The 25,185-nt window shown below is 63.2% G+C and carries 19 protein-coding genes; 9 read left to right on the top strand and 10 right to left on the bottom strand.

Annotated elements, in window-relative coordinates; translation table 11 throughout:
• Positions 1-3: 3 nt before the first annotated feature.
• Positions 4-1,848, top strand: coding sequence for an ABC transporter ATP-binding protein (locus P3C39_RS18120; RefSeq protein WP_024501839.1), 1,845 nt, complete (start codon positions 4-6; stop codon positions 1,846-1,848).
• A 109-nt stretch (positions 1,849-1,957) separates the two neighbouring features.
• Here P3C39_RS18120 and P3C39_RS18115 read toward each other — a convergent pair whose 3' ends face one another.
• Positions 1,958-2,233, bottom strand: a complete 276-nt coding sequence (locus P3C39_RS18115; RefSeq protein WP_013528119.1) for an exopolysaccharide production repressor ExoX protein — start codon at positions 2,231-2,233, stop codon at positions 1,958-1,960.
• A gap of 601 nt (positions 2,234-2,834) precedes the next feature.
• Between P3C39_RS18115 and P3C39_RS18110 the strand changes: the two genes are divergently transcribed.
• Positions 2,835-3,512, top strand: a complete 678-nt coding sequence (locus tag P3C39_RS18110) for a sugar transferase (RefSeq protein ID WP_013528120.1) — start codon at positions 2,835-2,837, stop codon at positions 3,510-3,512.
• A gap of 100 nt (positions 3,513-3,612) precedes the next feature.
• A complete protein-coding gene (locus tag P3C39_RS18105) occupies positions 3,613-4,875 on the top strand; it encodes a polysaccharide biosynthesis/export family protein (RefSeq protein WP_064992948.1) in 1,263 nt (420 codons plus the stop codon).
• 190 nt (positions 4,876-5,065) lie between these two features.
• Here P3C39_RS18105 and P3C39_RS18100 read toward each other — a convergent pair whose 3' ends face one another.
• The 5 genes from P3C39_RS18100 to P3C39_RS18080 form a co-directional block, all read right to left on the bottom strand.
• Positions 5,066-6,379 carry an O-antigen ligase gene (locus P3C39_RS18100; RefSeq protein WP_127367914.1) on the bottom strand — a complete coding sequence of 438 codons (1,314 nt, stop codon included), beginning with the start codon at positions 6,377-6,379 and terminating at the stop codon, positions 5,066-5,068.
• A 201-nt stretch (positions 6,380-6,580) separates the two neighbouring features.
• A complete protein-coding gene (locus tag P3C39_RS18095; RefSeq protein WP_275954163.1) occupies positions 6,581-7,408 on the bottom strand; it encodes an SDR family NAD(P)-dependent oxidoreductase in 828 nt (275 codons plus the stop codon).
• A gap of 87 nt (positions 7,409-7,495) precedes the next feature.
• Positions 7,496-7,990, bottom strand: coding sequence for an acetone carboxylase subunit gamma (locus P3C39_RS18090; protein WP_013528124.1), 495 nt, complete (start codon positions 7,988-7,990; stop codon positions 7,496-7,498).
• Positions 7,987-10,191 (bottom strand): hydantoinase B/oxoprolinase family protein, encoded by a 2,205-nt coding sequence (locus P3C39_RS18085; RefSeq protein WP_275954164.1) that lies wholly within the window; start codon positions 10,189-10,191, stop codon positions 7,987-7,989. The genes P3C39_RS18090 and P3C39_RS18085 overlap by 4 nt, the downstream gene beginning before the upstream one ends.
• A gap of 12 nt (positions 10,192-10,203) precedes the next feature.
• Positions 10,204-12,363: a hydantoinase/oxoprolinase family protein gene (locus P3C39_RS18080; protein ID WP_082826633.1), complete on the bottom strand. Its 2,160-nt coding sequence runs from the start codon at positions 12,361-12,363 to the stop codon at positions 10,204-10,206.
• Positions 12,364-12,475: 112 nt separating this feature from the next.
• On the opposite strand from P3C39_RS18080, the gene P3C39_RS18075 reads away from it, so the two are divergent.
• The 4 genes from P3C39_RS18075 (at position 12,476) to P3C39_RS18060 (ending at position 18,716) form a co-directional block, all read left to right on the top strand.
• A complete protein-coding gene (locus tag P3C39_RS18075; RefSeq protein ID WP_063169873.1) occupies positions 12,476-13,255 on the top strand; it encodes a helix-turn-helix transcriptional regulator in 780 nt (259 codons plus the stop codon).
• Positions 13,256-13,542: 287 nt separating this feature from the next.
• Positions 13,543-15,717 (top strand): alpha-ketoacid dehydrogenase subunit alpha/beta, encoded by a 2,175-nt coding sequence (locus P3C39_RS18070; protein ID WP_275954165.1) that lies wholly within the window; start codon positions 13,543-13,545, stop codon positions 15,715-15,717.
• An 88-nt stretch (positions 15,718-15,805) separates the two neighbouring features.
• Positions 15,806-17,368, top strand: a complete 1,563-nt coding sequence (locus P3C39_RS18065; RefSeq protein ID WP_164747171.1) for an ABC transporter substrate-binding protein — start codon at positions 15,806-15,808, stop codon at positions 17,366-17,368.
• Between the two features lie 118 nt (positions 17,369-17,486).
• Positions 17,487-18,716, top strand: a complete 1,230-nt coding sequence (locus tag P3C39_RS18060; RefSeq protein WP_275954166.1) for an aminotransferase class III-fold pyridoxal phosphate-dependent enzyme — start codon at positions 17,487-17,489, stop codon at positions 18,714-18,716.
• Positions 18,717-18,749: 33 nt separating this feature from the next.
• Here P3C39_RS18060 and P3C39_RS18055 read toward each other — a convergent pair whose 3' ends face one another.
• Positions 18,750-19,487, bottom strand: a complete 738-nt coding sequence (locus P3C39_RS18055) for a GntR family transcriptional regulator (RefSeq protein WP_013528131.1) — start codon at positions 19,485-19,487, stop codon at positions 18,750-18,752.
• A gap of 131 nt (positions 19,488-19,618) precedes the next feature.
• On the opposite strand from P3C39_RS18055, the gene otnK reads away from it, so the two are divergent.
• Together otnK and P3C39_RS18045 are read left to right on the top strand one after the other, a co-directional pair.
• Entirely contained in the window at positions 19,619-20,971 is a 1,353-nt protein-coding gene (gene otnK / locus P3C39_RS18050) for a 3-oxo-tetronate kinase (protein WP_275954167.1), read from the top strand.
• Positions 20,971-21,609 carry a class II aldolase/adducin family protein gene (locus tag P3C39_RS18045; protein WP_084015593.1) on the top strand — a complete coding sequence of 213 codons (639 nt, stop codon included), beginning with the start codon at positions 20,971-20,973 and terminating at the stop codon, positions 21,607-21,609. The genes otnK and P3C39_RS18045 overlap by 1 nt, the downstream gene beginning before the upstream one ends.
• Positions 21,610-21,772: 163 nt before the next feature.
• Here P3C39_RS18045 and P3C39_RS18040 read toward each other — a convergent pair whose 3' ends face one another.
• From P3C39_RS18040 to P3C39_RS18030, 3 genes are read right to left on the bottom strand one after another with little or no spacing between them, the layout of a single operon-like run.
• The gene (locus tag P3C39_RS18040) at positions 21,773-23,044 is read right to left on the bottom strand and encodes a CaiB/BaiF CoA-transferase family protein (protein ID WP_275954168.1); all 1,272 of its coding nucleotides are present in this window, start codon (positions 23,042-23,044) and stop codon (positions 21,773-21,775) included.
• A gap of 35 nt (positions 23,045-23,079) precedes the next feature.
• Complete coding sequence (locus tag P3C39_RS18035; protein ID WP_013528135.1) at positions 23,080-24,111, bottom strand: dipeptide ABC transporter ATP-binding protein; 1,032 nt, start codon at positions 24,109-24,111, stop codon at positions 23,080-23,082.
• Positions 24,108-25,184, bottom strand: coding sequence for an ABC transporter ATP-binding protein (locus P3C39_RS18030; protein ID WP_275954169.1), 1,077 nt, complete (start codon positions 25,182-25,184; stop codon positions 24,108-24,110). The genes P3C39_RS18035 and P3C39_RS18030 overlap by 4 nt, the downstream gene beginning before the upstream one ends.
• Position 25,185 lies beyond the last annotated feature (1 nt).

Below are 25,185 nucleotides of genomic sequence, written 5' to 3'. Positions count from 1 at the left end.
ACCATGTCGAAGCCCCCAATCCTTCGCCTGTCGCTGTTTCGAGAAATTGCCGCCTTCGGCGCCACCATTGCCCGGATCGGCGGCCGGCGAACGTGGACGGCGCTGTTCTTCCTCATCCTCGGTAGCCTGACCGAGGGCATTTCGATCCTGCTGCTCGTCCCGCTGCTGCATCTGGTCGGACGTGCCGACCAGGATTTCGCTGTTCGGCTGCCCAACGATGATTTCGTGCGCTGGCTGGTGCCTGATGGCACGCTGCAACTGACGACCGTGCTTTGCGCGCTGGTCGGGCTTGTTGCGGCGCAGGCGGCGTTCAATCGCTTCAAGTCGGTCTACATGGCCAAATTGCTGTTCGATTTCATCAATCGCGTTCGCATGAACCTGTTCGAAAGCATCGGCAAGGCGCGCTGGGGCGTTTTTACACGCATGCGCAGTTCCGACCTCGATCATGCCCTGACCGGCGACATCGACCGCGTCCAGGGCGCGGCTTTCTCACTGCTGATGCTGGTGCAGATCGCCGTTCTTCTGGCCGGCTATCTCCTGGTTTCCGTGTTTATCTCGCCGGTCATGACGCTGTTTGCCGTGGTCATCGGCATCCTGATGTTCGTGGCGCTGCGGCCCTTCCGGGCACGGGCCACTGCCTTCGGCCGTGTGCTGACCGCCAATCGCCAGGACCAGTACCGGACAGTCTCGGAATTTCTCGGCGGCATCAAGGTGGCCAAGAGCCTGAACGTCGAGGACAGCTATTTCGCGCAGCTGCGGTCGACGCTTGAGAGGATGAAGGCCGACAACATCGACTATGTGCGCAACAGCACCATCGGCACTGCTGTATTCCAGGTGGCGAGCGTCGTGGGCCTGAGCCTGTTCATCTATGTGGCTTTGGTCCGCTTCAACCTGTCGCTGGCCGAGATCGTCGTCCTGCTCCTGGTCTTCATGCGTATCGCGCCGCGCTTCATGGACATGCAGACGCAGGCCCAGCAAGTGCTGATCAACCTGCCCGCCTTTACGGCAATGCGCAGCCTGCAGGCACGTTTCGACGCCGAACGCGAACCCGGCCATACCGAGTTCGCCGACGCCGGGACACTCTCCCTCAATACGGGATTGAATATTCGCGGCGTGTCCTTCGCCTACGGAGATGCTGTCGACAAGGCGGTGGTGAGCGGCATCACCTTCGGCCTGCCGGCCGGCAAGGTCACCGCCCTGATCGGGCCGTCCGGATCGGGCAAGAGCACGATCGCCGACATGCTGCTTGGCCTGCTGGAGCCCACCACTGGCAAGATGCTTGTCGATGGCGTCGAGATCGATGCCAGCAATCGCCGTCGCTGGCGCGACCAGGTGGCCTATGTGCCGCAGGACGTGTTCCTCCTGCACGACACGATCGCGGCGAACCTGCGCCTCGCCGCGCCACGGGCCAGCGATGGCGATCTGTGGGCCGCGCTGCGTCAGGCGCACGCCGGCGAGTTTGTCGAACGGCTCGACCTCAGGCTCGAGACGGTGGTCGGCGATCGCGGCGTGCGGCTCTCGGGCGGCGAACGTCAGCGCATCGCGCTCGCGCGCGCGCTGCTGCGCAAGCCGTCGCTGCTCATCCTCGACGAGGCGACCAGCGCGCTCGACTGGCAGAACCAGTCGCTGATCGCCAGGTCGATCGATGGATTACGCGGTACGATGACGATCCTGACCATCGCGCACCGGCCGTCGATGATCGCCTTCGCCGACTGGGTGGTGGCGATGGAAAACGGCCGTATCGTCGAGGTCGGCCAATATCAGCGGCTGAAGGAAAAAACCGGCAGCCGGTTGTCGAGGATGCTGTTGGGGGAACAGTCGGAGAGCGAACCCGCTGATGTGGCGTGAGCCGGCGACCAAGACGCGTCCCGCCGAGACGGATTCACGCGGCGCTTTGGTCCCTTTGTCTCGAAGCATGTCGTTGCCGCCAAACCGGGCCACGTTTGAGCAGTCTGCATCAATGCAGGCCGCGCCTGGCACCGCCCAGCTTCTCGCTTTCGGCGACCTCGGGTGCGTTCAGTTTGCGCTCGGCGTCACGAGCTATGTCGGCAGGCGTCGGCGCGCTCCTGGCGATCATGGTGTAGATGAGCACGAAATAGCCGGCCTGAATGGTCACGGCGCAGATGATGACACGCACCAATATCGTGCCTATCGACGCACCGCCCAGCCAGGACCAGCCGACGACGATCGCCAGAGCGAAAATCATCCCGAGGATGAATTTTGGAAGTGCCATACCCAACAGCCCATAAACCGGCTCGGGTATTATCGCGATTGCCCCACCCGAGCGCCGTCCCTTGTCATGTGGGCTTGTTAAGGTCGCCCACTCTCGACCGGTTGCTTCCGGCCTTTTCCACCTGTCGTCACCGTGACAGGTATAATTTGCAATTCTATTAAGGCGAGCAATAGGCGGCAAGGGCAACTTCGGTTATTTTTGATCGAGCTTTTGCGATCGACTCTGCCATGTTGCAATGCACGCAACGGGAGCTAGGCCGATATCCTCTCGTCGATATTTTTTAGTAAAATTGGCAATATTAAGTAGTACTTTATACGGTTTTGACCAAGCATCACGGCATGATGAAGCACTAATTTGTACCTCGCCTTGGCAAATAGGTAGGTCCGCCTAAAAACCGCCCCACAAAGGCCTCTATTTTTTCGGCCGTGCCCATTTATTGTCACAAATGTGCTAAATATGCCGAAATTTGTGCATAGCAAGCTTATTATTTAGTCATTTCATGACGTGACTATTTCAACGGGGTGGTAAATTGTGTGTTGCGCTGCAACATTTTTTGGGTATCGTGTGGTGAACCATTCGTTCAACGCATGGAGTTTACGGCATGAGGGACGTTGCCAAGTCGGCCACCGCGAGCTTTTCGCAGGCTGACATCGATTTTCCGCCGCCGATCGGCGGCCTGCTCAAACGCAGCTTCGATATCACCGGTTCACTGATTGGCTTGATCGCCCTCAGCCCGCTATTTGTCATGATAGCGCTGCTCGTCAAGTTTTCCGACGGCGGCTCGATTTTCTACGGCCACAGGCGAATCGGGCGGGGCGGACGGATTTTTCCGTGCCTGAAGTTCCGCACCATGGTTCCGGACGGCGACAAGGTGCTGGCAGCCTACCTCGCCACAAACCCGGACGCCAACGCGGAATGGATCGCGACCCGCAAGCTGAAGAACGACCCGCGCGTCACCCGCGTTGGAGCGGTGCTGAGGAAACTCAGCCTCGATGAGTTGCCGCAGATCATCAACATCCTGCAGGGCGATATGAGCCTTGTCGGTCCGCGTCCGGTTGTGCGCGACGAACTGGAGATCTATGGCACATCCGCCGTCTACTACCTGAAATCGCGTCCGGGCCTGACCGGCCTGTGGCAGGTCAGCGGCCGCAACGATGTGTCCTATGACAGCCGCGTCGCCTTCGACCGTCACTATGTCGAGAACTGGTCGCTGTTCGAGGACGTTCGCATCATCATCAAGACCGTCCCGGCCGTCTGGATGTCGCGCGGTTCTTACTGACCGGCCGGTGGCCAATGCCAGACATTGGCGTCGGCCATTCGACGCAAGCTCATCGGGCGATGGGGCTATAGCGGATCGGAACGTTGAGTTGAAAACAGATTTGTTCGAAGCCTTTCGCGGCCCGGTTTCCGGCCGCCTGCGGCGGGCGCGTTTGCTGGCCACATGCCTTGCCATGGCCCTCGTCGTCCCGCACATCGCCGCCGCCGGCGACTATCGCCTCGGCTCGCAGGACAAGCTCACCATCCGCGTCGCCGAATGGCAGACCGTTGAAGGCACATTCCGTGACTGGTCGGCGGTGAATGGCGAGTACACGGTCGGTCCATCCGGCACGCTGTCGGTGCCGTTCGCCGGCGAACTGCCGGCCTCCGGCAAGACCACGTCCGAAATCGCAACGGCGATCGGCGAGGCTTTGCAGAAAAAGCTCGCTTTGTCAGACAGACCGGAAGCCTCGGTCGAGATGGCGCAGTTCCGGCCATTCTACATTTCGGGCGAAGTCCAGAACCCCGGCCAGTTTCCTTATGTGCCCGACCTGACGGTGTTGAAGGCCATCAGCGTCGCCGGAGGCATCCGGCGAAACGCCGACTACGGCCCCCAGCTCGGCAAGGACCTGGTCACCGCCAAGGGCATGTTCGACATCTCCGACGACCAGCGCATCCGACTGATCGTCAGGCGCGCCCGCATCGATGCGGATATGGCCGGAAAGGCGAGTTTCGACGTGCCGAAGGAGGTCGAGGGCGATCCGAGACTGCCAGCCATCGTGGCGGACGAGATGACGATCCTGACAGCGGACCAAAAGGCGCTGAAGCTGAAGCTTGAAGCGCTCGACGATCTCAAAGGGGTTTTGGAATCCGAGATCGAATCGCTGCAGAAGAAGATCGTCAACCAGCAGCAGCAGGTCGACTTGGCGCAGCAGCAGCTCGCCAGCATCGGCCCGCTGGCGCAGAAAGGCCTGATCGCCAACGCCCGACTGCTGGATTCGCGCCAGTCGGTTGCCGACCTGCAGGGCAAGATCCTGGACTACGAAACCGCCATCCTCACCGCCAAGCAGGCGATCAGCAAGGCGAAGCAGGATGCTATCGATGCCCAGAACACCTTGAGTTCAAGTCTCGCCACTGACCGGCAGCAGACCGAAACCGACCTGAACGAGGCCGCGTTGAAGGTGAACATGCAGAAAGGCCTGATAGCCCAGGCCAGCGATCCCGCGATGGCGGCCGCTATGACAAATGATCAGCAGCCGACCCTGCTCTATTCACTGGTGCGCAATGTCGACGGCAAGACCAGCGAAATAGCCGCCAAGGAAGAAACCCCGGTGCTGCCTGGCGATGTGATCAAGATCAAGCTGGCGCCGCTGGCCAGCCAGTAGACCGACTTCCAACACGATCCAGTGTTTCGAGCCAGAGCCTCACCCGACAAACCGGGATGAGGCCCTGGCTCAGTTGTTTGAACATCTCCCTGCGGAAACTATGATAGCCGTCTCGGGATCGAGGCTTCCCGTCCGAGCACATGCTTGCTCAAAGAGGAAGGCCGCTCCCTTCAGCCCGCGAGATGATAATTTATGAGGGACCGGCGCCCGCCGGATGGCCGGCATACCGAGGCCAGTCAGTCTCGCCCCCGGCCGCGTCAGCCGGCTCCAGAGCCGGTGACCGCCGCCTGCGGGTAACGGGCAGCCGCGCCAGCTTGAAGAAGCTGAAATACATCAGGAAAGAACCCATGATGTAGGGGTTGAGTATCTCGACCTCGACGAAGGAGCGGATCAGCAGCAGGACCATCACGCCGAAAAGGATCACCGAGTCCGCCTGCCATGCCTTGAAGATCACCGCCGAGACGTGGCCGTAGAGCGTGCGCAGCATGATCAGCGACACCAGCGTCGCTCCGACGAAGCCGAGTTCGACGAGGGCCTCGATATAGGTGTTGTGGAAGTGGAAGCCGGTGCGGGTGGTGATGTAGAATTCGTTCCACAGCCGCTCGGCTTCAGCGAAACCCTGCACCCAATAGGCGGCATAGCCGACGCCGAGAATCGGCGATTTCTGGACCGTGTTCCAGCCTTGCTCCCACAGATAGGTTCGCCCGGTGAGCGTCGAATCCTTGCCGAAGAGGCCGAGGACGAAGTCCATCAACCCGAGATTCAAGGCGACGAAGGCCGTCACGACCAGCAGGCCGGCGCCGATCAGGAAGATGACCCGGCGATAGCGTCGTGACAGAAGTTTGCTCATCGCAAGAAGCGCCACCAGCGCCAGAACCGCGGGTATCGAGGCCATCGAGGTGGCGGAATGCGAGGCGACCAGGACATAGGCCGACAGCAGCACGACGGGCACCGCCAGGATGAAGCTCAGCCGGCCGCGCCTGTAGAACGCAAGGAAGACGACGCAGAAATAGATGCCGAGCGAGCCGACAAAGCCGATCTGGTTCTTGGAGGCGAAGGCGCCGACGAAGTTGACGGTGCCGTCGAGGACATCCTCGGAATAGTTCCCGACCTTCAGCGAATAGATGAGGACGACAAATATCCCGATCAGCGCCCCTATGGTCAGCGTGCGCACGCTGACGGTGCGCGCAGCTACGTAGGCGCAGGCAATATGGGAAAAATACTGGACCGACGTCCTTGCGGTGACGCCGGGAGCCTGCGACCAGAAAACCGAGAAGCAGACATAGGCAGCAAACAGCAGCGGCAGCCAGGCGCTGGACAGATGCCTCACAAACCGCCGGTAGTCGACCAGGATGAGCGGGAGCCAGACCGCATAGTAGGCCAGGATCAATATCTGGCCGAAGATGACCGAATAAGAAAACGCCCAGATCGAAACGGCTACGGCAAAGGCGCCATAGACCGAATTCTTCTCGGGATCGATCAGCAGGGACTTTGGAATCTTCATCTCAGAGTCCCGCCGACACGACCCAGGGCCGGCAAGCCATGAGCCGGCCGGAATCTTCGCAGACATGGGCGTGCAATAAACGGCGTCTCCATTGTGCAGTGCAATATAACCTATTGCGCCCGGCGCTCAATGGCAAATCCGGTCACCTTGTCTTACAGCGAGGCATCTGCGGAGAGATCAGCCGGTTGCGTGTCCGAGACGCTACCAAAGCGCTCCGCCGGTGATCTGGATGTTTTCCATGGTGATGCCCTTGGCCAGATCGGAGCACAGGAAGACTGCCAAAGCCGCGATCTCCTGCGGCTGCAGCATGCGCTGCTGCGGGTTGCCCCTGGCGATCTCGGCCATCGCTTCCTCTGGCGTGCGCCCCTTGCCTTCGCGCTCGACGACCTGCGCCACATTGCGGCGCATCAGTTCGGTCTCGACCCAGGTCGGGCTGATCATAACGCAGGTGACGCCATGCGCCGCCCCTTCCAGCGCCACGCAGCGGGTGAGACCCAGCAGGCCGGCCTTGGACGCGCAGTAGGCCGGGTTGTCCTTCCACCCGACCAAGGCGGCCGTCGAGCCAATGTTGACGATGCGGCCCCAGCCGCGCTCGATCATACCCGGCAGCACGGCACGCGTGACGCGGAAGGCGCCGGTCAGGTTGGTGTCGACGATCTTGTCCCAAAGCGCGTCGGAATGGCCGCAGACCGGCTGCTCGGCGGTGGTGCCGGCGGCGTTGACCAGAATGTCGGCGGGGCCGATGGCCGTCTCGGCATCAGCCGCGAAACGGTTGGTGACGTCGCTGTCGCGAACGTCAAGGTGTGCGGCGTGAACTTTCGTTCCATGGACGGCAAGGGCCGAGCGCACGCGCTCGATCTCGTCGGCGGCCGGATAGTAGGCGGCATCGGATCTGTCGGCGCCGGCAGGCGCGATGTAGGAGCCGACGGCGACATTGGCCCCAGCCTCGGCCAAAGCCGTGGCAATGGCGAAGCCCATGCCCGAGAAACCGCCGGTCACGATGGCGCTACGGCCGGAAAGGTTGTTCATGGCGCACGGTCTCCGCTTCGTTTGGGCAGGCAATCAGTCCTGACCGGATTTGGCAATCACAGCGGCGCAGCCTCCATCGACGAGGGTTCAGGACCCCTGAAGCGGTCTGCCCAGCCATTCGCGATAAAAGCCTTCGAGGTCGGGTTCGAAATCATGCACGATGGGATAACCGGGTGCCGCCGCCTCGACCTCATGCAGCGTCCCGCACTCCGGGCAGATGAACTCCCGGATTTCCATCCATTCGGGATCAGGGAGATCGCTGTTGGGATAGATCTCGCGCAAAGCCTCCTCGGTGTTGCGCACGTTAATCGCGGCGTTGAGCTTCCAGTTCTTCCGATAGTCGCCGAAGGAGTGGCCGCATTCGCAGCGGGTAATACGCTCATCGCCACTCTGGCAGATGAACAGATGGTCCGAGACCGGCAGCAGGATCGGGTCCTTCCAGGCGACACGATCCTGATAGACGGCAACCATCTTGAAGAAACGGTCGTCATCCTTGTAGGCACTCATGATGCGCCTTGTCTGCGGCCAGGGCAGCTTGCCGGCGGCCAGATCGCCCAGGACTTCCTTGCTGTATGACGTCATGGCTTGGCTCCCGGCGTGAAGATCGATTTGGCGTCGACGTTCCAGAAATCGCTGAATTCCTTGGTGAAGCGCGACGACAGCTTGATCGCGCTGGCGTACATTTTCTTCACTTCGGGCGCGAAGTCGGCCTTTCCGACGCGGCCACGCTCCTTGGCGATCCAATCCGCCACCGGAATCGCCTTAGCCAGGCGCTCTTTGCGCATGGCGGCGCGGCGTTCGACCGTGGCGTCGATATCGGCGACGGGATAACCGTCTTCATCGTCCTTCAGCACAATGCCGAAAACCTGGTCCGCCGCTTCACGGGTGAGAAAGCCGTTCTCGACATCCCATGCCGTCTTGATCGGATCGCGCTCCAGCACGTCGCCATAGCCGCCGCCGCCATTGTAGGAATGGCTGAAGATGTCGCCGGATTTGTGCGGCGAGGTGATGTAGGGGCCTTCGACCACGACATGGTCGCCGCCGATGTTCTTCTCGTAGTCGGAGACGTCAGGGTCGATGCCGGGCGAATGCGCCAGCGGTTCGCCTTTTGCCGCCAGTTCGTGAATGTCTGAGTTGCGCGCCGCGCGATGCTTCTGGCAGGTCGGCGCCGGATAACCACCGCACATGCCGCCATTGTCGAACACGCGCGAGGAGTGCTCGGAGGTGTGGAGCCGCAGATGTGAGGTCTTGTTGATCAGCCAGGTCGAGACGAAGGAACAGCCACCGCGATATTTGCCGGCGCCGCCGGAATTCGGCACGATCGAACGGCCGATATAGACCATCGGCATCGACTGTTCCCAGACCTCGATGTTGCCCATGTCGGATTCCGGGTTCCAGCCGACATAGGCGGTGTCGAGACCATCCTTGATGGCGAGCGCCCCGGACCCGGCGGCAGCGCACTCGAAATGCGCCATGCCGAACGGCGTGCCGTATTGGCTTTCGCCGCCCATCTCGATCATCGGGCTGTTGACCTGGCCGACAAAGGCCTCCTCGACGAAGCCGCGCGCGACAAAACTGCGCGACAAAAGCCGCTGGAAAACACCGTAGGCCGGCAGCAGCAGCGCCCATGAGGTGGCGGTGGCCACCATCTCGTTGTCGGGGTTGGTCCAGGTGCCGTGCGGCAGTTTCAGTTCGGTCGCCATCCAGGCACCGTCATTGACCAGGCCTTCGAAATTCATGTGCTGGGTCAGCGTCACGAACATGCCGCCATCCATGCCGGCCGGCGTGCAGTTCATCGAATGGTAACCCCAGGGCTGCGTGCCCTCGAAGTCCATGGTGATCTTGCCGTCGGTGGTGATCTCCATCTCGATCGGGATGTTGTAGAGCCAGTCGGGATCGCCGAGCAACTGGAAGCCGGGCTTTCCCGCCGTGACATGGCCGTAGAACGTGTGGCCGCGGTAGATGCCGGGCACGGTGAGCTGGCGGGTGCGGGCGAGCTGGGCGCGGCGACCTTCCTCGATGAACTCCTTCGACACCTTCATCCAGTAGTCCAGGCCGATCTCCGAGATGAGCTGCTTGACGCTTTCGCGCATGTCGATGCAGGAGGCGACCTTGGCCTTCTCGTCGAGCACCCAGTAGATCGGCATGCGCAGATTGCGCTCACAGCGGATGACGTAGTCGCGCCGGATCTCGTCATTCTCGCCGATCTTCTCGGCGCAGACGAACAGGCCTTCGGTGAAGCGCTCCTGCGCCAGGCAGACATCGCCGCCCGGCGTAATGCCGCCGGCTTCCAGCTCGTGGCAGACGGCACCGGCCCAGCCGACCAGCGTGCCTTCATGGAAGATCGGCACCACGTCCATGACGTCGGGCACCTGCACGGTGCCGATGAAGGCGTCGTTGTTGGCAAAGATGTCGCCTTCGCGGATCTTCGGGTTTTCCTCGTAATTGTTCTTGATCATCCATTTGATGAAGCGGCTCATCGTATGGACATGCACCATGATGCCATTGGAGAGCGCGATGGCGTCGCCTTCGGGCGTATAGATGGCGACCACCATCTCGCCGACTTCGCGCACGCCGGGCGAGGCCGAGATGCGGCGGGCCATTTCGCGAGCCGAGACGCAATAGGCGCGCAGCTTGGTGTGCAGCGTCTCGAACTTCAGCGGATCCTGGTTGCGCAGCGTGAGTTCCGTGATGCCGTCATAGCAGCCGGTCTCTTCCATCAGCCGCTCGGAATCGAGCAGTCTTTCGCGAAGGCGCAGGGTCGAGGCAGGTTTGTCCAACATGGCGATGCCCTCTCAAGCGTGGGTGTAGTGCAGCAGCGTCCATTCATCGACATGGACGCGGTCCTGCGGATGAACGACGAGCGTGGTGGCGGGGTGTTCGATGATGGCGGGACCGATGACTTCGTGACCGGGCTGCAGCAGGTCCATCTCGTAGAGATTGGCCTTGTGCCAGCGTCCGCCGATATAGGCCTCACGCACGCCCTTGTGCGCGGAAGCCGGATCCGACTTGCCAAGCGGACGCTTGAGCAGCACCGGTTTGACCTTGTCGGCGGTGGCGATCAGCCCGAGTTCGGTGATGGTGAAGCCGGCCTCGCCGTAGCGCGACACGCGATGATTGACCTTGGCGTAGACCGCCTCGAACTCGTCGATAACCCTGCGCATGTCGTCGGCCGAGTTGACCTCAGCCAGCGGCGCCATGACTTCGACATCCTCGAGCTGGCCGGTGTAGCGCATCATCAGGAACGGCACGGTCCTGATCTTCTCGCGCGCATGGCCGTCGGCGATCATCTCGTCGACCGCGGCCTTGGTCAGATCGTTCCAGACCGTGGTGACCTTGACGCCGAAGGCGGCCAGCGTCGCCTCATCGGCGCGTGACGGGATGTCGTGCTGCGTCGACACCGAATGCCGGCGCATGAAATCAGCCGTGGTGCAGCCGAAGGCGGAGAAGGCGGCCGCAAACTGGAAGGTGATGATGTCCTTGAAGCCGATGCCCCTGGAACAGCCGGCCAGGTGCAGCGGGCCAGAGCCGCCATAGGACAGCAGCGTGAACTCGGAGGGATGGATGCCCTGGCCCGAAATGACGCGGCGCAGCGCGTTGTTGGCGTCGGCCTCCAGCATGTCGATCATGCCTTCGGCGGCTTCCTCCAGCCCGACGCCCAGGATGTCGGAGCATTTCTCCTGGAAGGCGCGGCGGGCCTTTTCGACCTGCAGCACGACCTTGCCGCCGAGGAAATAGTGCGGGTTGAGCCGGCCGAGAATCGCATCGCAATCGGCAATGGTCGGTTCGGTGCCGCCCCTGGCGAAGCAAATCGGACCTGGATCGGAGCCGGCGCTTTCCGGTCCAAGCGAGACTTTCTTGGTCAGCGGATCGACCTTGAGGATCATGCCGGCGCCGGCACCGATCGTATCGAGGTGCAGCGTCGGCACGTTGAGCTTGAAGCGATCCATCAGCGGCTCGTTCTCGATCCGCGTCTGGCCGCGCGTGATAACGCCCATGTCGAAGGAGGTGCCGCCCATGTCCGAGCAGATCAGCGAATCATTGCCGATCAGCTTGCCGACATAGGCAGCACCGAGGATGCCGCCGATCGGGCCGGAGATCATGGTTTCATGCAGGCGCGGATGGTTGATCGAGGTCAGGCCGCCGAAGGAGAGCAGCGTCTGCACGCCATATTTGAAGCCGTATTTCTTCGAGACGTCCTCGATACCCCTAAGCTGCTTGCGGCCGCGCGAGGTGGCGTAGGCCTCGATCAGGACCGAGTTCAGCCGCGACTGCTCGCGGATGACCGGGCGGACCTCGTGGCTGGTGTAGACGATGATGTCGGCGCCGGCCTTGTCGACCTCTTCGCGGCAGATTTCCGCGATGCGCTTCTCGTGCACCGGATTGACGTGCGAGAAGATGGTCATGATGCAGATCGCTTCGACCTCGTCGGCGATCAGTTTTTTTGCGGCTGCAGAAACCTCGTGCTCATAGAGCGGCAGCACGACGTCGCCGAACTGGTCGATCCGCTCGGTGACGCCATGGGTGCGGCGGCGCGGCACCAGCGGATCGGGATGATGGTGGGTGACCGCATGCAGCCGGTCGGCGTAGGAATAATCGGCCCAGGCCTGCAGCCCGCGGCCCATCAGGATCATGTCCTCGAGGCCCTTGGTGGTGATCAGGCCGAGCCGGCGGCCGGTGCGCGACAACAGCGTGTTCAGCATGCCGGTGCCGGAATAGAGCACGACGTTGACGCCTGAAAACAATGATTCCAGCGAGATGCCCCAGGCATCCGCCGCGTCCTCGGCCGAGGCCAGAAAACCCTCGGCTTCGTTCTTCGGCGTGGTCGCCGACTTGCCGATCTTGAAGTGGCCGTCCTGATCGACAAGGATCGTGTCGGTCATGGTGCCGCCGGCGTCGATGCCGATGACGATTGGGTTGCCGACAATGGGGGCGGTGAGATTGGGTTGGGTCACGGTCGCCTCGGGATCTGGTCTAGGTTGACGCCAGGCTAGATTCATTGGATGGCCTCGCGCCATATGCCTAAAGACACAATGACGGTTGGGCTGACATCGCCGAGAAAAGGGCATGGGCATGGGCAATATCTGGGCGCCGCTCGCCAAAGCGATCGCCGCCATCGGCACGGACAGGCATGTCGACTGCCTGATCGACCTGATCGGCGCCGACATCGACCACGACCTCGTCACGGTGACGCGCTATTCGGCGACGCAGACACCCGAATTCATCAAGCACCGGCGCTTCTCGGATGAGATGGTCCGGCGCTATCTCCACAATTACTACGTGTTCGACCCGTTCTATGCCTCGTGGCGGCGCGAGCGCAGGTTGGGCATCATGCCGCTGAAACGGCTCGCCGACGACGAGGCCAAGCGCGGCCAGTACATTGCCGGCTTCCTGGCGCAGTCGGAGATCTGCGACGAGGTCGGCATCATGCTTGCCGATGGCGGCGACTGGTGCCTCGGCATCTTCCTCGACCGCTCGACCACGTCGTTCAAGGAGAGCGAGATCGCTTTGCTGGACGAGCGGTTGCCTGTATTCGAGGCGCTGCATGCGCTCGACATCAAGGCGCGCGGAACCAAATTCTCCCGCACGTCGGCGCCGACAGGCCCCGGCGCCTCGCCCCGGCAGGAGCCGACGATCCCGGCCAGTCTGTGGCCGGAGCTGTCGCTGCGCGAGCGGGAATTGGTTCAGTTGATCCTCGCCGGCCACCCGACGGCCAACATCGCCGAGCGCCTCGGCATCACCGTCGGCACGGTCAAGAACCATCGCCGGCGCATCTACGAGAAGCTCGACATCACCACCGAGCGGGAATTGTTTTTGCAGTTCTTCCAGCATCAGGCCGATCGCTAGCCGCTCGCTTACCCAGCCGATCCGCCAGCCGAATGCCTGATTTGCAGAGCCGCTCCCTCCGTGAATTGGTGCAGGGGGCTTGTCGCCGGAATGGCTCGAAAACTGGCTTCAAAATTCCTCTTGCGGAACGCCGCCGTCCCGGCTTAGTCTCGGCTTCGCACAGAAAATGAAATTTAATTCCATTTGTGCGGTGCCCGCAAGCCAGTGCAGTGCCCAGGAAAAGTGCCCGGACGCAATCGACTGAGAAAATATTTGATATATCATCTACCAGAACGGAAATAGCTGACATGGTCCAGCAGACATCGATCCAGCCATCGGCGCCCTGGTTGCGGCTCGACGTCGACGATTCGGACTGGAACGACGCCGAGGTTTCGAGCCTGGTGCGCTGGTATCAGCAGATGCTGCTCATCCGCCGTTTCGAGGAAAAAGTGCTCGATCTCGCCAATGCCGGGCTGGTGCATGGTCCGGCGCATGCCAGCATCGGACAAGAGGCGACGGCGGTCGGCGCCATGTCCGTGCTCGGTACGGGCGACCGCATCAACGGCACCCACCGCGCCCATCACCAGGTCTTGGCCAAGCTTGTCAACGCGCAGACGCCCGGCGGATTCGACCCGTTGCATGACGCTTTCAACCCGGACATGCAGGGCTCGGTGCGCGGCTTGATGGCCGAGATCATGGGCCTCAAGTCAGGCTATTGCGGCGGCCGTGGCGGCTCGATGCATATGCGCGACGATGCCTCCGGCATCCCTGGCACCAGCGCGATCATTGGCGGCAACCTGCCGCATGCGGCCGGCTATGCGCTGGCCGACAAGCTGCTCGATACCGGCAACATCTCGGTCGCCTTTTTCGGCGACGGCACGATGATGGCGGGGCCGGCCTATGAGGCGATGAACATCGCCGCGCTCTACCGGCTGCCGGTGATCTTTTTCGCCGAAAACAATCTCTATGCCGTCTCGACGCACATCAACGAGCAGACGCGCGAGACGCGGCTGGCCTCGCGCGGACCTATGCTCGGCTTTCGCGGCATCGAATGCGACGGCATGGATGTGGTGGCGGTCCACCATGCCATGCGCGAGGCGCGCCGGGCGATCGAGGAAGACGGTGGCCCGGTGCTGGTCGAGGCGCTTTGCTACCGCTTCCTGCATCAGAGCGGCGCGCGCCCGGGTAGCGAATTCGGCTACCGCACGCGGGCCGAGGAAGACGCCTGGAAAGCGCGCGATCCGCTGGTCACGATGGCGGCTCGCCTGAAGACGATGGGCATTTTGAACGCTTCCGACCTCGGCACACTCGACCAGCGCGTCATGGAGGTGGTCAACACCGCTGCCGATTCGCTCACCGAAATGAGTGGCAACGCGCTGGGCATTCCCGACCATCTGTGGCCAGACCCAGGCGGCGTCGACAACCAGATACGCGGTGATCTTTCCGAACTGAAGGGCGAGCGTTTCCTCGAGATCGAGGATATGCCGCCAGCCGACACCAGGCCGGTCAAGTTCATGGTTGCCGCGTCCGAGGTGATTGCGCGCGCCATGGAAAAGGATTCGCGCATCATTATCATGGGCGAGGATGTGCACCGGCTGCGCGGCGGCGTTTCGGGCGCCACAAAGGGTGCGCTGGAACGCTGGCCGGAGCGTGTACTGGCAATGCCCATCGCCGAGAACGGTTTTGTCGGCGTGGCGCTGGGTGCAGCGCTTTGCGGGCTGCGGCCTATCGTCGAGATCATGTTCGGCGATTTCTGCCTGGTTGCCGCCGACCAGCTGTTCAATGCGGTCAGCAAGGTGCGCCACATGTTCGGCGGCGGCTTCCCGGTGCCGATCGTGATCCGGGTGCGCGTCTCGCCGCACACCGGCTACGGCTCGCAGCATTCGGGCGATCCGTCTGGCCTGTTCGCGCTGTTTCCCGGCTGGCGCATCGTCGCCCCGACGACGCCCTTCGACTATATCGGCCTGATGAATTCGGCGCTGAAATGCGACGATCCGGTCGTCGTCATCGAGCATGTCGAACTGTTCCCGAGCGAAGGGCCTGTGCCTGCGGATGACCGCGATTATTGCGTGCGACTCGGCAAGGCGAAAACCGTCAGGCCGGGCAGTGCCTGCACCTTGCTCACCAGTGCCAGCATGGTCGCCGTCGCCAAGCAGGTGGTCGAGGAGACCGGCGTCGATGCCGAGATCATCGACCTGCGCAGCCTCGACCCGACCGGGCTCGACTGGCCGATGGTGGAGGCCTCGATCCGCAAGACCAACCGGGTGGCCGTCGTCGAGCAGGTGCAGCGTGGACTGTCGCTTGGCGGACGGCTGACACAAGAGATTCAGGATCGCGTGTTCGACTATCTCGATCACGAGATCCTGCATGTGACGGGAAGCCTCTCGGCTCCCGTCGTATCGGCCCCGCTCAACCGCGCCGCACTGGGCGGCGCTGATAAGCTCAAGGCCGCGCTTCAATCCCTCATTGCCGTGGGTGGATAGAGCAACGCATTGCCACAAAGATCTGACAAGAAAATGGGAGAATGAAATGGACATGACGATCCTACCAAGAGCCAAGACCAGGGCGACGATGCTGGCGGCCGTGCTGCTGGCCACCAGCGCCTTCTGGGCGCCTGCCACTTTCGCGCAGGACAGCAAGCCGCTGGTCATCGCGCGTAACATCGACCTCAATTCGCTCGATCCGCACCGCGCCTTCTGCGACACCTGCCAGATCTACAATTCCAGCGTCTACGAATCGCTGCTGACGCTGGACAAGGACAACAAGCTGATCCCGCTGCTCGCCTCGAAGTGGGAAGGCAATGCCGACCAGAGCAGCTTCACCTTTACGCTCGACCCGGCCGCCAAATTCTCGGACGGTTCGCCTGTCGAAGCCAAGGACGTCAAATGGTCCTGGGAGCGGCTGAAGAACCTCAAGGGCAGCGCCTCGTTCCTGATGGACAATGTCGCCTCGATCGAGACTCCGGACGCGCATACGGTCGTCGTCAAGATGGTCGCGCCGAGCTCCGAATTCCTCAACATCGCGGCGGCGCCCTACGCAGCGGTCGTCAACAGCAAGGTTGCTTCCGAAGCCGGCGCCAAGGCCGATGCGGACGCCTCGACGACAGACAATGCCGAGGCCTGGTTCCTGGCCCATTCGGCCGGCAGCGCGCCGTTCGTGCTGAAATCCTATGAGCCCAATTCGGAACTGCGGCTGGCGCGCAACGACAAGTACTGGCGCACGGCGCCGGCGCTGAGCGAAGTCGTCATACGCCAGACCAAGGATGCGGTGGCGCAGGCGCAGATGCTGCAGAGCGGCACCGCCGATATCGCCATGCAGATCGACCCGGACACGGCCAAGACGATGACCGGCAGCGACGTCAAGATCGAGACCGTGCCGTCCTACAACTTCATCTATGTGGCGCTGTCGCCCGGCGCCAAGGCCAACAAGGTGCCGCTGACGCCCGAAGTGCGCGAGGCCATTTCGCTCGGTCTCGACCGTCCTGCTATCCTCGACTTCACCATCGGCTCCGAGGGTCAGCTGATCAGCGCGCCGATCCCGCTCGGCTTCCCCGGCGGTTCGGGCTTCGAGGCGCAGCCCTATGACGTTGCCAAGGCAAAGGAACTTCTGGCCAAGGCCGGACACGCCGACGGCTTCGAGATGGAGGCAGCGTTCCCCGGCATGAACGTCTACGGCGTCGATCTCTCGCTCTTGATGCAGAAGGTTCAGCAGGATTTGGCCAAGATCAACATCAAGCTCGACCTGCAGCCGATCCCCTTCGCCAATTGGCGCGAGCGCGTCAATGGCGACGGCATCCCAATGACGGCGGTGTTCTACGCGCCGGACTATTACGGCACCTCGCAATACATCGACTATTTCGCCATGACGAAGGGCAGCCCTTGGTCGCGCCGTGCCGGCGCGGAGCGCGACCCGTCGGTGCTCAACCCGAAGGAAGCGGATATCTACAAGGCAGCCCTTGCGGCAAGCGGCGACGAGGCCGCCAAGCTGTGGCACCAGGCCGGCGAGGAGATGATCAAGGACAGGATCATCCTGCCGCTGATCAGCCCGAACCTGATCCTGGCCTACAAGTCGGACGTCAAGGGCGTGCGCTACAGCGCCTGCTGCAACCTGCCGCTGGCAGAACTCAGCCACTGAGCAAAACAATACAGGGAGGCGACTGTCGCCTCCCTGTTCTCCATCCGGAAGGCCAGCAAATCCTGTTCTTCCAACATTACATTCAATATATGATATATCAATGAGCGGAGACCTCTTCATGCCTTCCCTGATCAACTCCAAGGACCAGTTGCTGCGCGAGCGTGCGGCCTCGGTGATTCCGGGCGGCATGTGGGGACACATGGCGACGCGCTATCTCGGCTCCGCCTATCCACAATTCTTCGAACGCGCCGACGGCTGCCGGGTCTGGGACGTCGACGGGCACGAATACATCGACCTGATGTGCAGTTGGGGGCCCAACATTCTCGGCCACCATCATCAAGCAGTCGAAGAGGCTGCCGCCCGGCAGCGTCGCCTCGGCGATGCGATGAACGGCCCCGGCGAGGTGCTGGTCGAGCTGGCGGAACTGCTGGTCAAGACGGTCGCGCATGCCGACTGGGCAATGCTGCAGAAGAACGGCACCGACGCCACCACGGCCTGCGTGACGATCGCGCGCGCCGGCACCGGCCGACGCAAGGTGCTGGTCGCGCGCGGCTCCTATCACGGCGCCGTGCCGTGGTGCACGCCATCGCTGGCCGGCGTCACCGCCGAGGACCGCGCCCATCTGATCCATTTCGACTACAATGACGTCGCCAGCCTCGAAGCGGCCGTCGAGCAGGCCGGCAACGATCTCGCTGCTGTCGTCGTCACTGCCTTCCGGCACGACATCGCCCGCGACCAGGAACTGCCGACCGCCGCCTTCGCCAAACGGGCGCGCGAACTCACCACCGCCGCCGATGCGGCGCTGATCGTCGATGATGTCAGGGCCGGCTTCCGCATCGACCTCGCCGGCAGCTGGGAGCCGCTCGGCGTACGGCCGGACCTGTCCGCCTTCTCGAAGGCGATCGCCAATGGCTATCCGCTGGCCGCCATCGCAGGCACCGACCGGTTTCGCGAAGCCGCGACCAAGGTCTATGTGACGGGTTCGTTCTGGTATGGCGCCGTCGCAATGGCCGCGGCGATCGCCACCATCAGCACGCTGCGCGATACCGACGCCGTCACCCACATGACACAGGCCGGCGACAGGCTGCGCTCAGGCCTCGATGCTGCAGCGAAGAAGCATGGTCTTTCGCTGCGACAGACAGGTCCGGTGTCGATGCCGATGGTGCTGTTCGACGGCGATGCCGAATTCAAGCTAGCCAACGCCTTCTGCTCGGCCGCCTTGCGCGAAGGCGCCTATTTCCATCCCCGGCACAACATGTTCCTGAGTGCTGCGCACACCGCAAAAGATATAGATCTCGCCCTGCAGGCTGCCGATGCGGGCATGGCCGCCGCGGCGCAGGTGGCGTGACCGGCGCCAATGCGGTGGAAAGGAACAAACTGTTCAGCCGGTGGCCGACACCAGTCGGCCGTTCTGCGCAGCGCGGCGCAGTTCCTCCGGCGTGACCGCGCCGTCGTTCAGCCGTTCGAGAACCTTGACCAGCAGGCGGCCGCCTTCGATCATGTCCTGCTGAATGCCCTTGCGCACACCGTTCTCGTCGCGCGCCCGCAGCGCTTCAAGAATGTCGAGATGCCGGTGGCGGCCGTCATAGGTCGGCCGGGCGTGCGGGTATTGGTAGTTCACCAGCGGTCCGTTGCGCAGCCAGATTCCCTCAATGATGGCCAGCAGCTCCGGCATTTGCGCCGCCTGGTAGATGGAGTGATGGAATTCCCAATTGTCGCGGACGGCTTCGAACCAGCGGCCATTGTCCTCGTTGGCAATGAGTTTCTCATGCACCGCCGCCAGACGGTCGATCTCGCGCGGCTCGATGCGCGTCGTTGCCGCGGCACCCGCCATGCCTTCGAGATGCAGCCTGATGCTGCGCAGTTCCAGATACTGAGCCAGCGACAGCTGGGCGACGGTGATCGAACGGCCGGCCTCCATCTCCAGGCCTTTTTCGCGCACCAACTGCATCAGCGCCTCGCGCACCGGCGTCTCGGACACCTGAAGGCTGGCGGCAAGGTCGCGGATCTTGAAGCGATGGCCCGGCCAGAAACGGCCTTCCATCATGGCACGGCGAAGCTCCTCATAGACACGCGTCGTCAGATTGTCGCGCGCGATCGGCGCGATAGAAGCAGTCACATCCGCTCTCCGTTCTTGCAACAGCGCAGGCGTCGCCTGCGTCGCGTGGCTTGTGTATATGATACCACGAATGGCCTGACCACCGACATGAGACAAGCCGCCCCGAAACCGGCAGACATGAGACGGGCCGCATGACCGCGTCGATGCCTTCCTTGCTGTTCGGCGCCATTGCCGACGATCTGACCGGCGGCACCGAGCTGGCGTCGATGCTGGTCGCGCGCGGCATTCCGACGGGATGCACGGTCGGGCTGGACGCGCCGATCCCATCAGGCAATCTTGCCCATGTGATCCTGCTGAAGACCCGCGTCATCGCAGCCAGCGATGCGGTGCGCCAGGTGCTGGAGGCCGCGGACCGGCTGGTCGAAGCTGGCGCGCGGCAGATCTTCTTCAAATATTGCGCCACCTTCGATTCGACGCCCGCGGGCAATATCGGTCCTTGCGCCGAAGCGCTGCTCGAGCGCCTTGGCGGCGGCGTCACACTGTTCGCCCCCGCGCTGTGTGAGACTGGGCGCACCGTCTATCAGGGGCATATGTTCGGCGGTCCCCAGCTGCTTGCTGAGTCGCCCAAGCGCTTCGATCCGCTGACGCCGATGACCGATTCCAATCTGGTTCGCGTGCTGCAGGCGCAGAGCAGGGGCAAGGTCGGGCTGGTGCCCTATCTCGTCGTCGACGCCGGCGCTGGAGCCATCCGAAGCGCTATACGAGCACACAGCGCGCGTGGCGAGACGCTGCTGGTCACCGACACCATCCGCGAGCGCGATCTGGCGGCGATCGCGGAAGCCACCTTCGACCTGCCGCTGATGACCGGTAATTCCTCAGTCGCCGCGCATCTGCCACCGGCCTGGCTCACGCATGGGCTGCTGGATTCAGGCGATCTCGTTGCCGCCAGCCTGCCGGCCGTCGAAGGGCCGGCAGCGGTGCTGGCCGGCAGCGTCGCCGACCGCACCATCGAACAGCTCGAGCGTTTTGCGCAAAACAATCCACTGCTGACGATTGACCTTGCCAGCGCCTTTGCCGGCGCCGATGTCATGGCCGAAGCGCGTACCTTCGCCCAACGGCATTTGCCCGGCGCGATGATCGCCATTGCTACGACAGCGCCGCAAGCGACCGTCGAAGCGCTGCAGCAGGCGCACGGCCGCGATATGGTGGCGGCAAGGGCGGAAGAGATCCTGGCCGGGATTGCCCAGATTCTGGTGCGCGAACTCGGCGTCCGCCGGCTCGTCGTCGCGGGCGGCGAGACCGCCGGTTCGGTGGCGAAGGCTCTCGGCATCGACCGGATCGCCATGGGCGCCTATGAGGGCCCCGGACTGTCGCGCGCCATCGCTCACCTCCCCGGCCGGCCTTCCGATCCGCTGGCGCTGATGCTGAAATCGGGAAAGCTCGGCGGCCCGGATATTTTCGCCGACGTCCTGCAAGACATGACACGGCCGAGCACTATTGCGCCGGCGATCGACACATGGCCACCGGCAAGGAGAGCATCGTGATGGAACTCGAAATCGAACGCACGAGCCTGATCACCGCGACGCAGACGCTGGACGCCAGCGGGATGAATGTCGGCACCACCGGAAACATCAGCGTTCGCACGACAGGCGGCATGCTGATCACGCCGACGGGAATAGCCACAAGCGCCTTGCGGCCGGAGCAGATGGTGGGGATGCAGCTCGATGGATCCTGGGACGCTGCGTTCCGGCCGTCGAGCGAATGGGAGATGCACGCCGAAATCTACAAGGCGTTTCCCGAGGCCGGCGCCGTCGTGCATGCCCATCCCGACCATTGCGTGGCGCTGTCGTGCCTGCGTGAACCGCTGCCACTGTTCCACTACATGGTGGCGGGCTTCGGCGGCGATGATGTGCGCTGCTCGGACTATGCGCTTTTCGCGTCAAGCGAACTGGCCAAGGTTGCCGTCGTCGCGCTCAAGGACCGCACGGCTTGCCTGCTCGCCAATCATGGCATGATCGCCTTCGGCGGCGATCTCGACACGGCGCTCATCCGCACCATCAAGCTGGAAACCCTGGCGCGGCAGTACCTTTTGGCGCGCAGCGCCGGCACGCCGGTGCTCATCGAGGGCAGCGAGATCCCCGCCATTCGCGGGCGCTACAAGAATTACGGCCAGCAGAAGTAGCCGGCCGAGCAATTCCAGAAAAGGTGAAGCGGTTTCCCGGGAAAAGCGCATAGCGCTTTCTCCAGGGGATTGCGCCAAAACAAGGAACGGCTCTTCGCCCTCTTGAAGAACCATTCAGTCGACCTGCAAATGCGAGACGAAGGCCCGTCAGGCTCCATGAAGATCAGGCGGGGATCGATTCGGCGGCCGGCGTATAGACGCCGATGGCGCCGGTGCCGATCAGCTGGTCGATGATCTCGGCGCTATAGCCGAGCACGTCGGCCAGCACGGCAGCTGTGTCCTGGCCCAGCATCGGCGGCGCGGTGAAGTCCGCGGTCAGCTGCGCGGCAAGTCCCTGCGCCGGGCGCACCATGGCGACGGAGCCGAGATGCGGATGCGGCAAGGTCTGGACGAGACCACGCTCGCGCACATTGGAACTGTCGAAGACTTCCGGTATCGATTTTACCGTGCCGGCCGGCACGCTGGCGGCGGCACAGGTGGCCATCCAGTGGTCACGTGGCTTGGTCTTGAAGACGGCGGCTAGTTGCGGGATCAGCGCCTCACGGTTGGTGGCGCGCGCCCCTGCTTTGATGAAGCGCGCATCCCCAGCCAGATGTGGCAGATCAACGACCTTCTCGCACAGCGCTGCGAACTGGCGGTCATTGCCGACCGCCAGCGCAAAGCTGCCATCGGAGGCTTCGAATATCTGATAGGGAACGACCGTCGGATGGGCATTGCCGTAGCGGGCGACCTCTTGGCCGGTGTTAAGGTAACCGCTGCCGACATTGATCAGCAGGCTGAGCGCGCAGTCGATCAGCGACAGGTCGAGGAACTGGCCCTTGCCGGTCGTCGCGCGCTCGTAAAGCGCCGCCAGGATCGACTGCGTGGCGACCATGCCGCAGACGATATCGGTAATGGCGACGCCGACACGCATCGGTTCGCCATTGCTCTCGCCGGTGATGGCCATCAGGCCGCTTTCGGCCTGCATGACGAAATCATAGCCGGGCCGTCCGGCATCGGGCCCGGTCTGGCCGTAGCCGGAGATCGAACAGTAGATCAGCCGCGGATTTGACGCGCTGAGTTCCTTGAAACCGACGCCGAGCCTATCGGCGATACCTGAGCGGAAATTCTCGACGACGATGTCGGCCTTCGCCGCCAGCTCGCGCACGATCGCCAGCCCCTGCGGGCTTTTCATGTCGAGCGCGATGCTCTGCTTGCCGCGATTGGCGCAGAGATAGTAGGTCGAGACACCCTTGTAGCTCGGCACCGACCACGCCCTGGTGTCGTCGCCGCCGTCGATGTTCTCGATCTTCCAGATCTCGGCGCCGAGATCGGCAAGGCTCATCGTTGCCCACGGCCCGGCCAGCACACGCGAGAGGTCGAGAACCTTGATGCCTTCGAGCGGCAAGCGCGCGGGTTCTGCCGTACCGGCATTCGCGGAATGGTCCTCAGTCACGATCAAAATTCCTTCGGGTGAATTCGGCAGGCTACTCAGACAGCCCTGAAAGTGTTGACCGGCTCCGGGAAATGGCAGGCGACGCGATGCGAACCACCGGCCGGATCGAGCGGCGGTTCGACGGCAGCGCAGATCGCCTGCGCCTTGAAGCAGCGCGTGCGGAAGCGGCAGCCGGATGGCGGGTTGAGCGGGCTCGGCACATCGCCGCTCAGCACGATGCGCTCGCGCTTGCGCTCCTTCTCGGGATTGGCGAGCGGCACCGCCGACAGCAGCGCCTGGGTGTAGGGATGCAGCGCCCTCGAATAGAGTTCGGCCGCCGGCGCGATCTCGACGATCTTGCCGAGATACATCACCGCCACCTGATGCGAGATGTGGCGCACGACGGACAGATCATGCGCGATGAACAGATAGGAGGTGCCGAAGGATTGCTGGATGTCCTTGAGCAAATTGAGCACGCCGGCCTGCACCGAAACGTCGAGGGCCGAAACCGGCTCGTCGAGGATCACCACTTGCGGATTGAGTGCCAGCGCGCGGGCGATGACGACACGCTGGCGCTGGCCGCCGGACAGTTCGTGCGGATAGCGCTTGCCATGCTCGGGATTGAGCCGCACCAGTTCGAGCAATTCGGCGACGCGCGCGCGGCGGTCGGTCGCCGACATGTCGCTCATGCGCAGCGGCTCGGCGATGTTGTCGGCAATGCGCATGCGCGGATGCAGCGACCCGTAGGGATCCTGGAAGACGAGCTGGATGTAGCGCCGCATCAGGCGCATGTCTTCGTGATTGAGCGCGAGCAGGTTCTGGCCACGGAACCAGCTTTCGCCGCTGGTCGGCTCGATCAGCCGCATCAGGCAGCGCCCGAGGGTCGACTTGCCGCAACCGGATTCACCGACCAGACCCAGCGTTTCGCCCGGTGCTACGTCGAACGAGACATCGGCGACCGCACGGACATGGGCAACGGCACGGTCGAAGACGAGGCCGCCGCGAACCGGAAAGTCCTTGACGAGATGGCGAACAGAAAGCGCAGCCGCCGGTTTGGTTTCCGCCTGGAGTTGCTCCGCTGCGCTCATGGGGCCACGTCTCCATTGTCCAGGCTCGCCGCCGCCAGCACAGCACTGTGGAAGGGCGGCAAGGTCGTCGCGAAATGACAGGCCGAGAACCGGCCGCCGACATCGTGCAAAGGCGGGTCCTCGGTCCGGCAGCGTGCCGCGGCATAAATGCAGCGCGGATGGAAGGCGCAGCCGCCCGGCAAGCGCCCAAGTGCGGGCGGCGAACCGTCGATCGAGAACAGCCGCTCGCGGCTTTCCTCGAGGTTGGGGATCGAGGCGATCAGGCCACGCGTGTAAGGATGGCGCGGATCGGCGAACAGCTCGGATACGCCTGCCTGTTCGACGACACGGCCGGAATAGACGACCGCGACGCGGTCGGCATGGCCGGCGACGACGCCGAGATCATGGGTGATCAGCACCAGGCCGAGGCCGAGCCGTTCCTGCAGCGAGCGCAGCACGGCCAGGATCTGTGCCTGCACCGTGACATCGAGCGCCGTGGTCGGTTCGTCGGCAATCAACAGGTCAGGATCGTTGGCGACGGCCATGGCGATAACCGCGCGTTGGCGCATGCCGCCGGAGAATTCATGCGGATACTGGTTGACCCGGCGCTCCGGCTGCGGGATCGCCACCAGATGGAGCAATTCGACCGCGCGCGTCATCGCCTGTTTGCGTGTCACGCGCTGATGCAGCCTGACCGCCTCGGCAATCTGGGCGCCGACGGTCATCACCGGATTGAGCGAGGACAGCGGGTCCTGAAAAATCATGGCGATGCGCGCGCCCCTGATCTTGCGCATCTCGCGCGCCGGTTTGCCGACCAGTTCGTCGCCGTTGAAGCGGACCGAGCCGGTGACCACCGCGTTCTTTGACGTGAGGCCGAGCGCGGCGAGCATGCCGACGGACTTGCCCGAGCCGGACTCACCGACAATGCCGACCACTTCGCCCTTGGCGACGTCGAGGTCGATCCCGCGAACCGCTTCGAACTGACTGCCGGCCTTGCGGAACCCGACCCGCAGACCGCGTATGGACAGCAGCGGCTCGCGCTCGCCCACCTTGTCGACTGCGCCCGGTGGCGCTGAGGAAATCTGTGCGCTCATC

The sequence above is a fragment of the Mesorhizobium sp. XAP4 genome (assembly GCF_029269325.1).
Lineage (GTDB): Bacteria > Pseudomonadota > Alphaproteobacteria > Rhizobiales > Rhizobiaceae > Mesorhizobium > Mesorhizobium ciceri.
This window is presented reverse-complemented; position numbering and strand designations above follow the sequence as displayed.

Excerpts from the sequence above, each read along its gene's own strand:
- P3C39_RS18120 (WP_024501839.1), top strand. The coding sequence starts at position 4 with ATGTCGAAGCCCCCAATCCTTCGCCTGTCGCTGTTTCGAGAAATTGCC.
- P3C39_RS18115 (WP_013528119.1), bottom strand. The coding sequence starts at position 2,233 with ATGGCACTTCCAAAATTCATCCTCGGGATGATTTTCGCTCTGGCGATC.
- P3C39_RS18110 (WP_013528120.1), top strand. The coding sequence starts at position 2,835 with ATGAGGGACGTTGCCAAGTCGGCCACCGCGAGCTTTTCGCAGGCTGAC.
- P3C39_RS18100 (WP_127367914.1), bottom strand. The coding sequence starts at position 6,379 with ATGAAGATTCCAAAGTCCCTGCTGATCGATCCCGAGAAGAATTCGGTC.
- P3C39_RS18095 (WP_275954163.1), bottom strand. The coding sequence starts at position 7,408 with ATGAACAACCTTTCCGGCCGTAGCGCCATCGTGACCGGCGGTTTCTCG.
- P3C39_RS18090 (WP_013528124.1), bottom strand. The coding sequence starts at position 7,990 with ATGACGTCATACAGCAAGGAAGTCCTGGGCGATCTGGCCGCCGGCAAG.
- P3C39_RS18085 (WP_275954164.1), bottom strand. The coding sequence starts at position 10,191 with ATGTTGGACAAACCTGCCTCGACCCTGCGCCTTCGCGAAAGACTGCTC.
- P3C39_RS18075 (WP_063169873.1), top strand. The coding sequence starts at position 12,476 with ATGGGCATGGGCAATATCTGGGCGCCGCTCGCCAAAGCGATCGCCGCC.
- P3C39_RS18070 (WP_275954165.1), top strand. The coding sequence starts at position 13,543 with ATGGTCCAGCAGACATCGATCCAGCCATCGGCGCCCTGGTTGCGGCTC.
- P3C39_RS18065 (WP_164747171.1), top strand. The coding sequence starts at position 15,806 with ATGCTGGCGGCCGTGCTGCTGGCCACCAGCGCCTTCTGGGCGCCTGCC.
- P3C39_RS18060 (WP_275954166.1), top strand. The coding sequence starts at position 17,487 with ATGCCTTCCCTGATCAACTCCAAGGACCAGTTGCTGCGCGAGCGTGCG.
- otnK (WP_275954167.1), top strand. The coding sequence starts at position 19,619 with ATGACCGCGTCGATGCCTTCCTTGCTGTTCGGCGCCATTGCCGACGAT.
- P3C39_RS18045 (WP_084015593.1), top strand. The coding sequence starts at position 20,971 with ATGGAACTCGAAATCGAACGCACGAGCCTGATCACCGCGACGCAGACG.
- P3C39_RS18035 (WP_013528135.1), bottom strand. The coding sequence starts at position 24,111 with ATGAGCGCAGCGGAGCAACTCCAGGCGGAAACCAAACCGGCGGCTGCG.
- P3C39_RS18030 (WP_275954169.1), bottom strand. The coding sequence starts at position 25,184 with ATGAGCGCACAGATTTCCTCAGCGCCACCGGGCGCAGTCGACAAGGTG.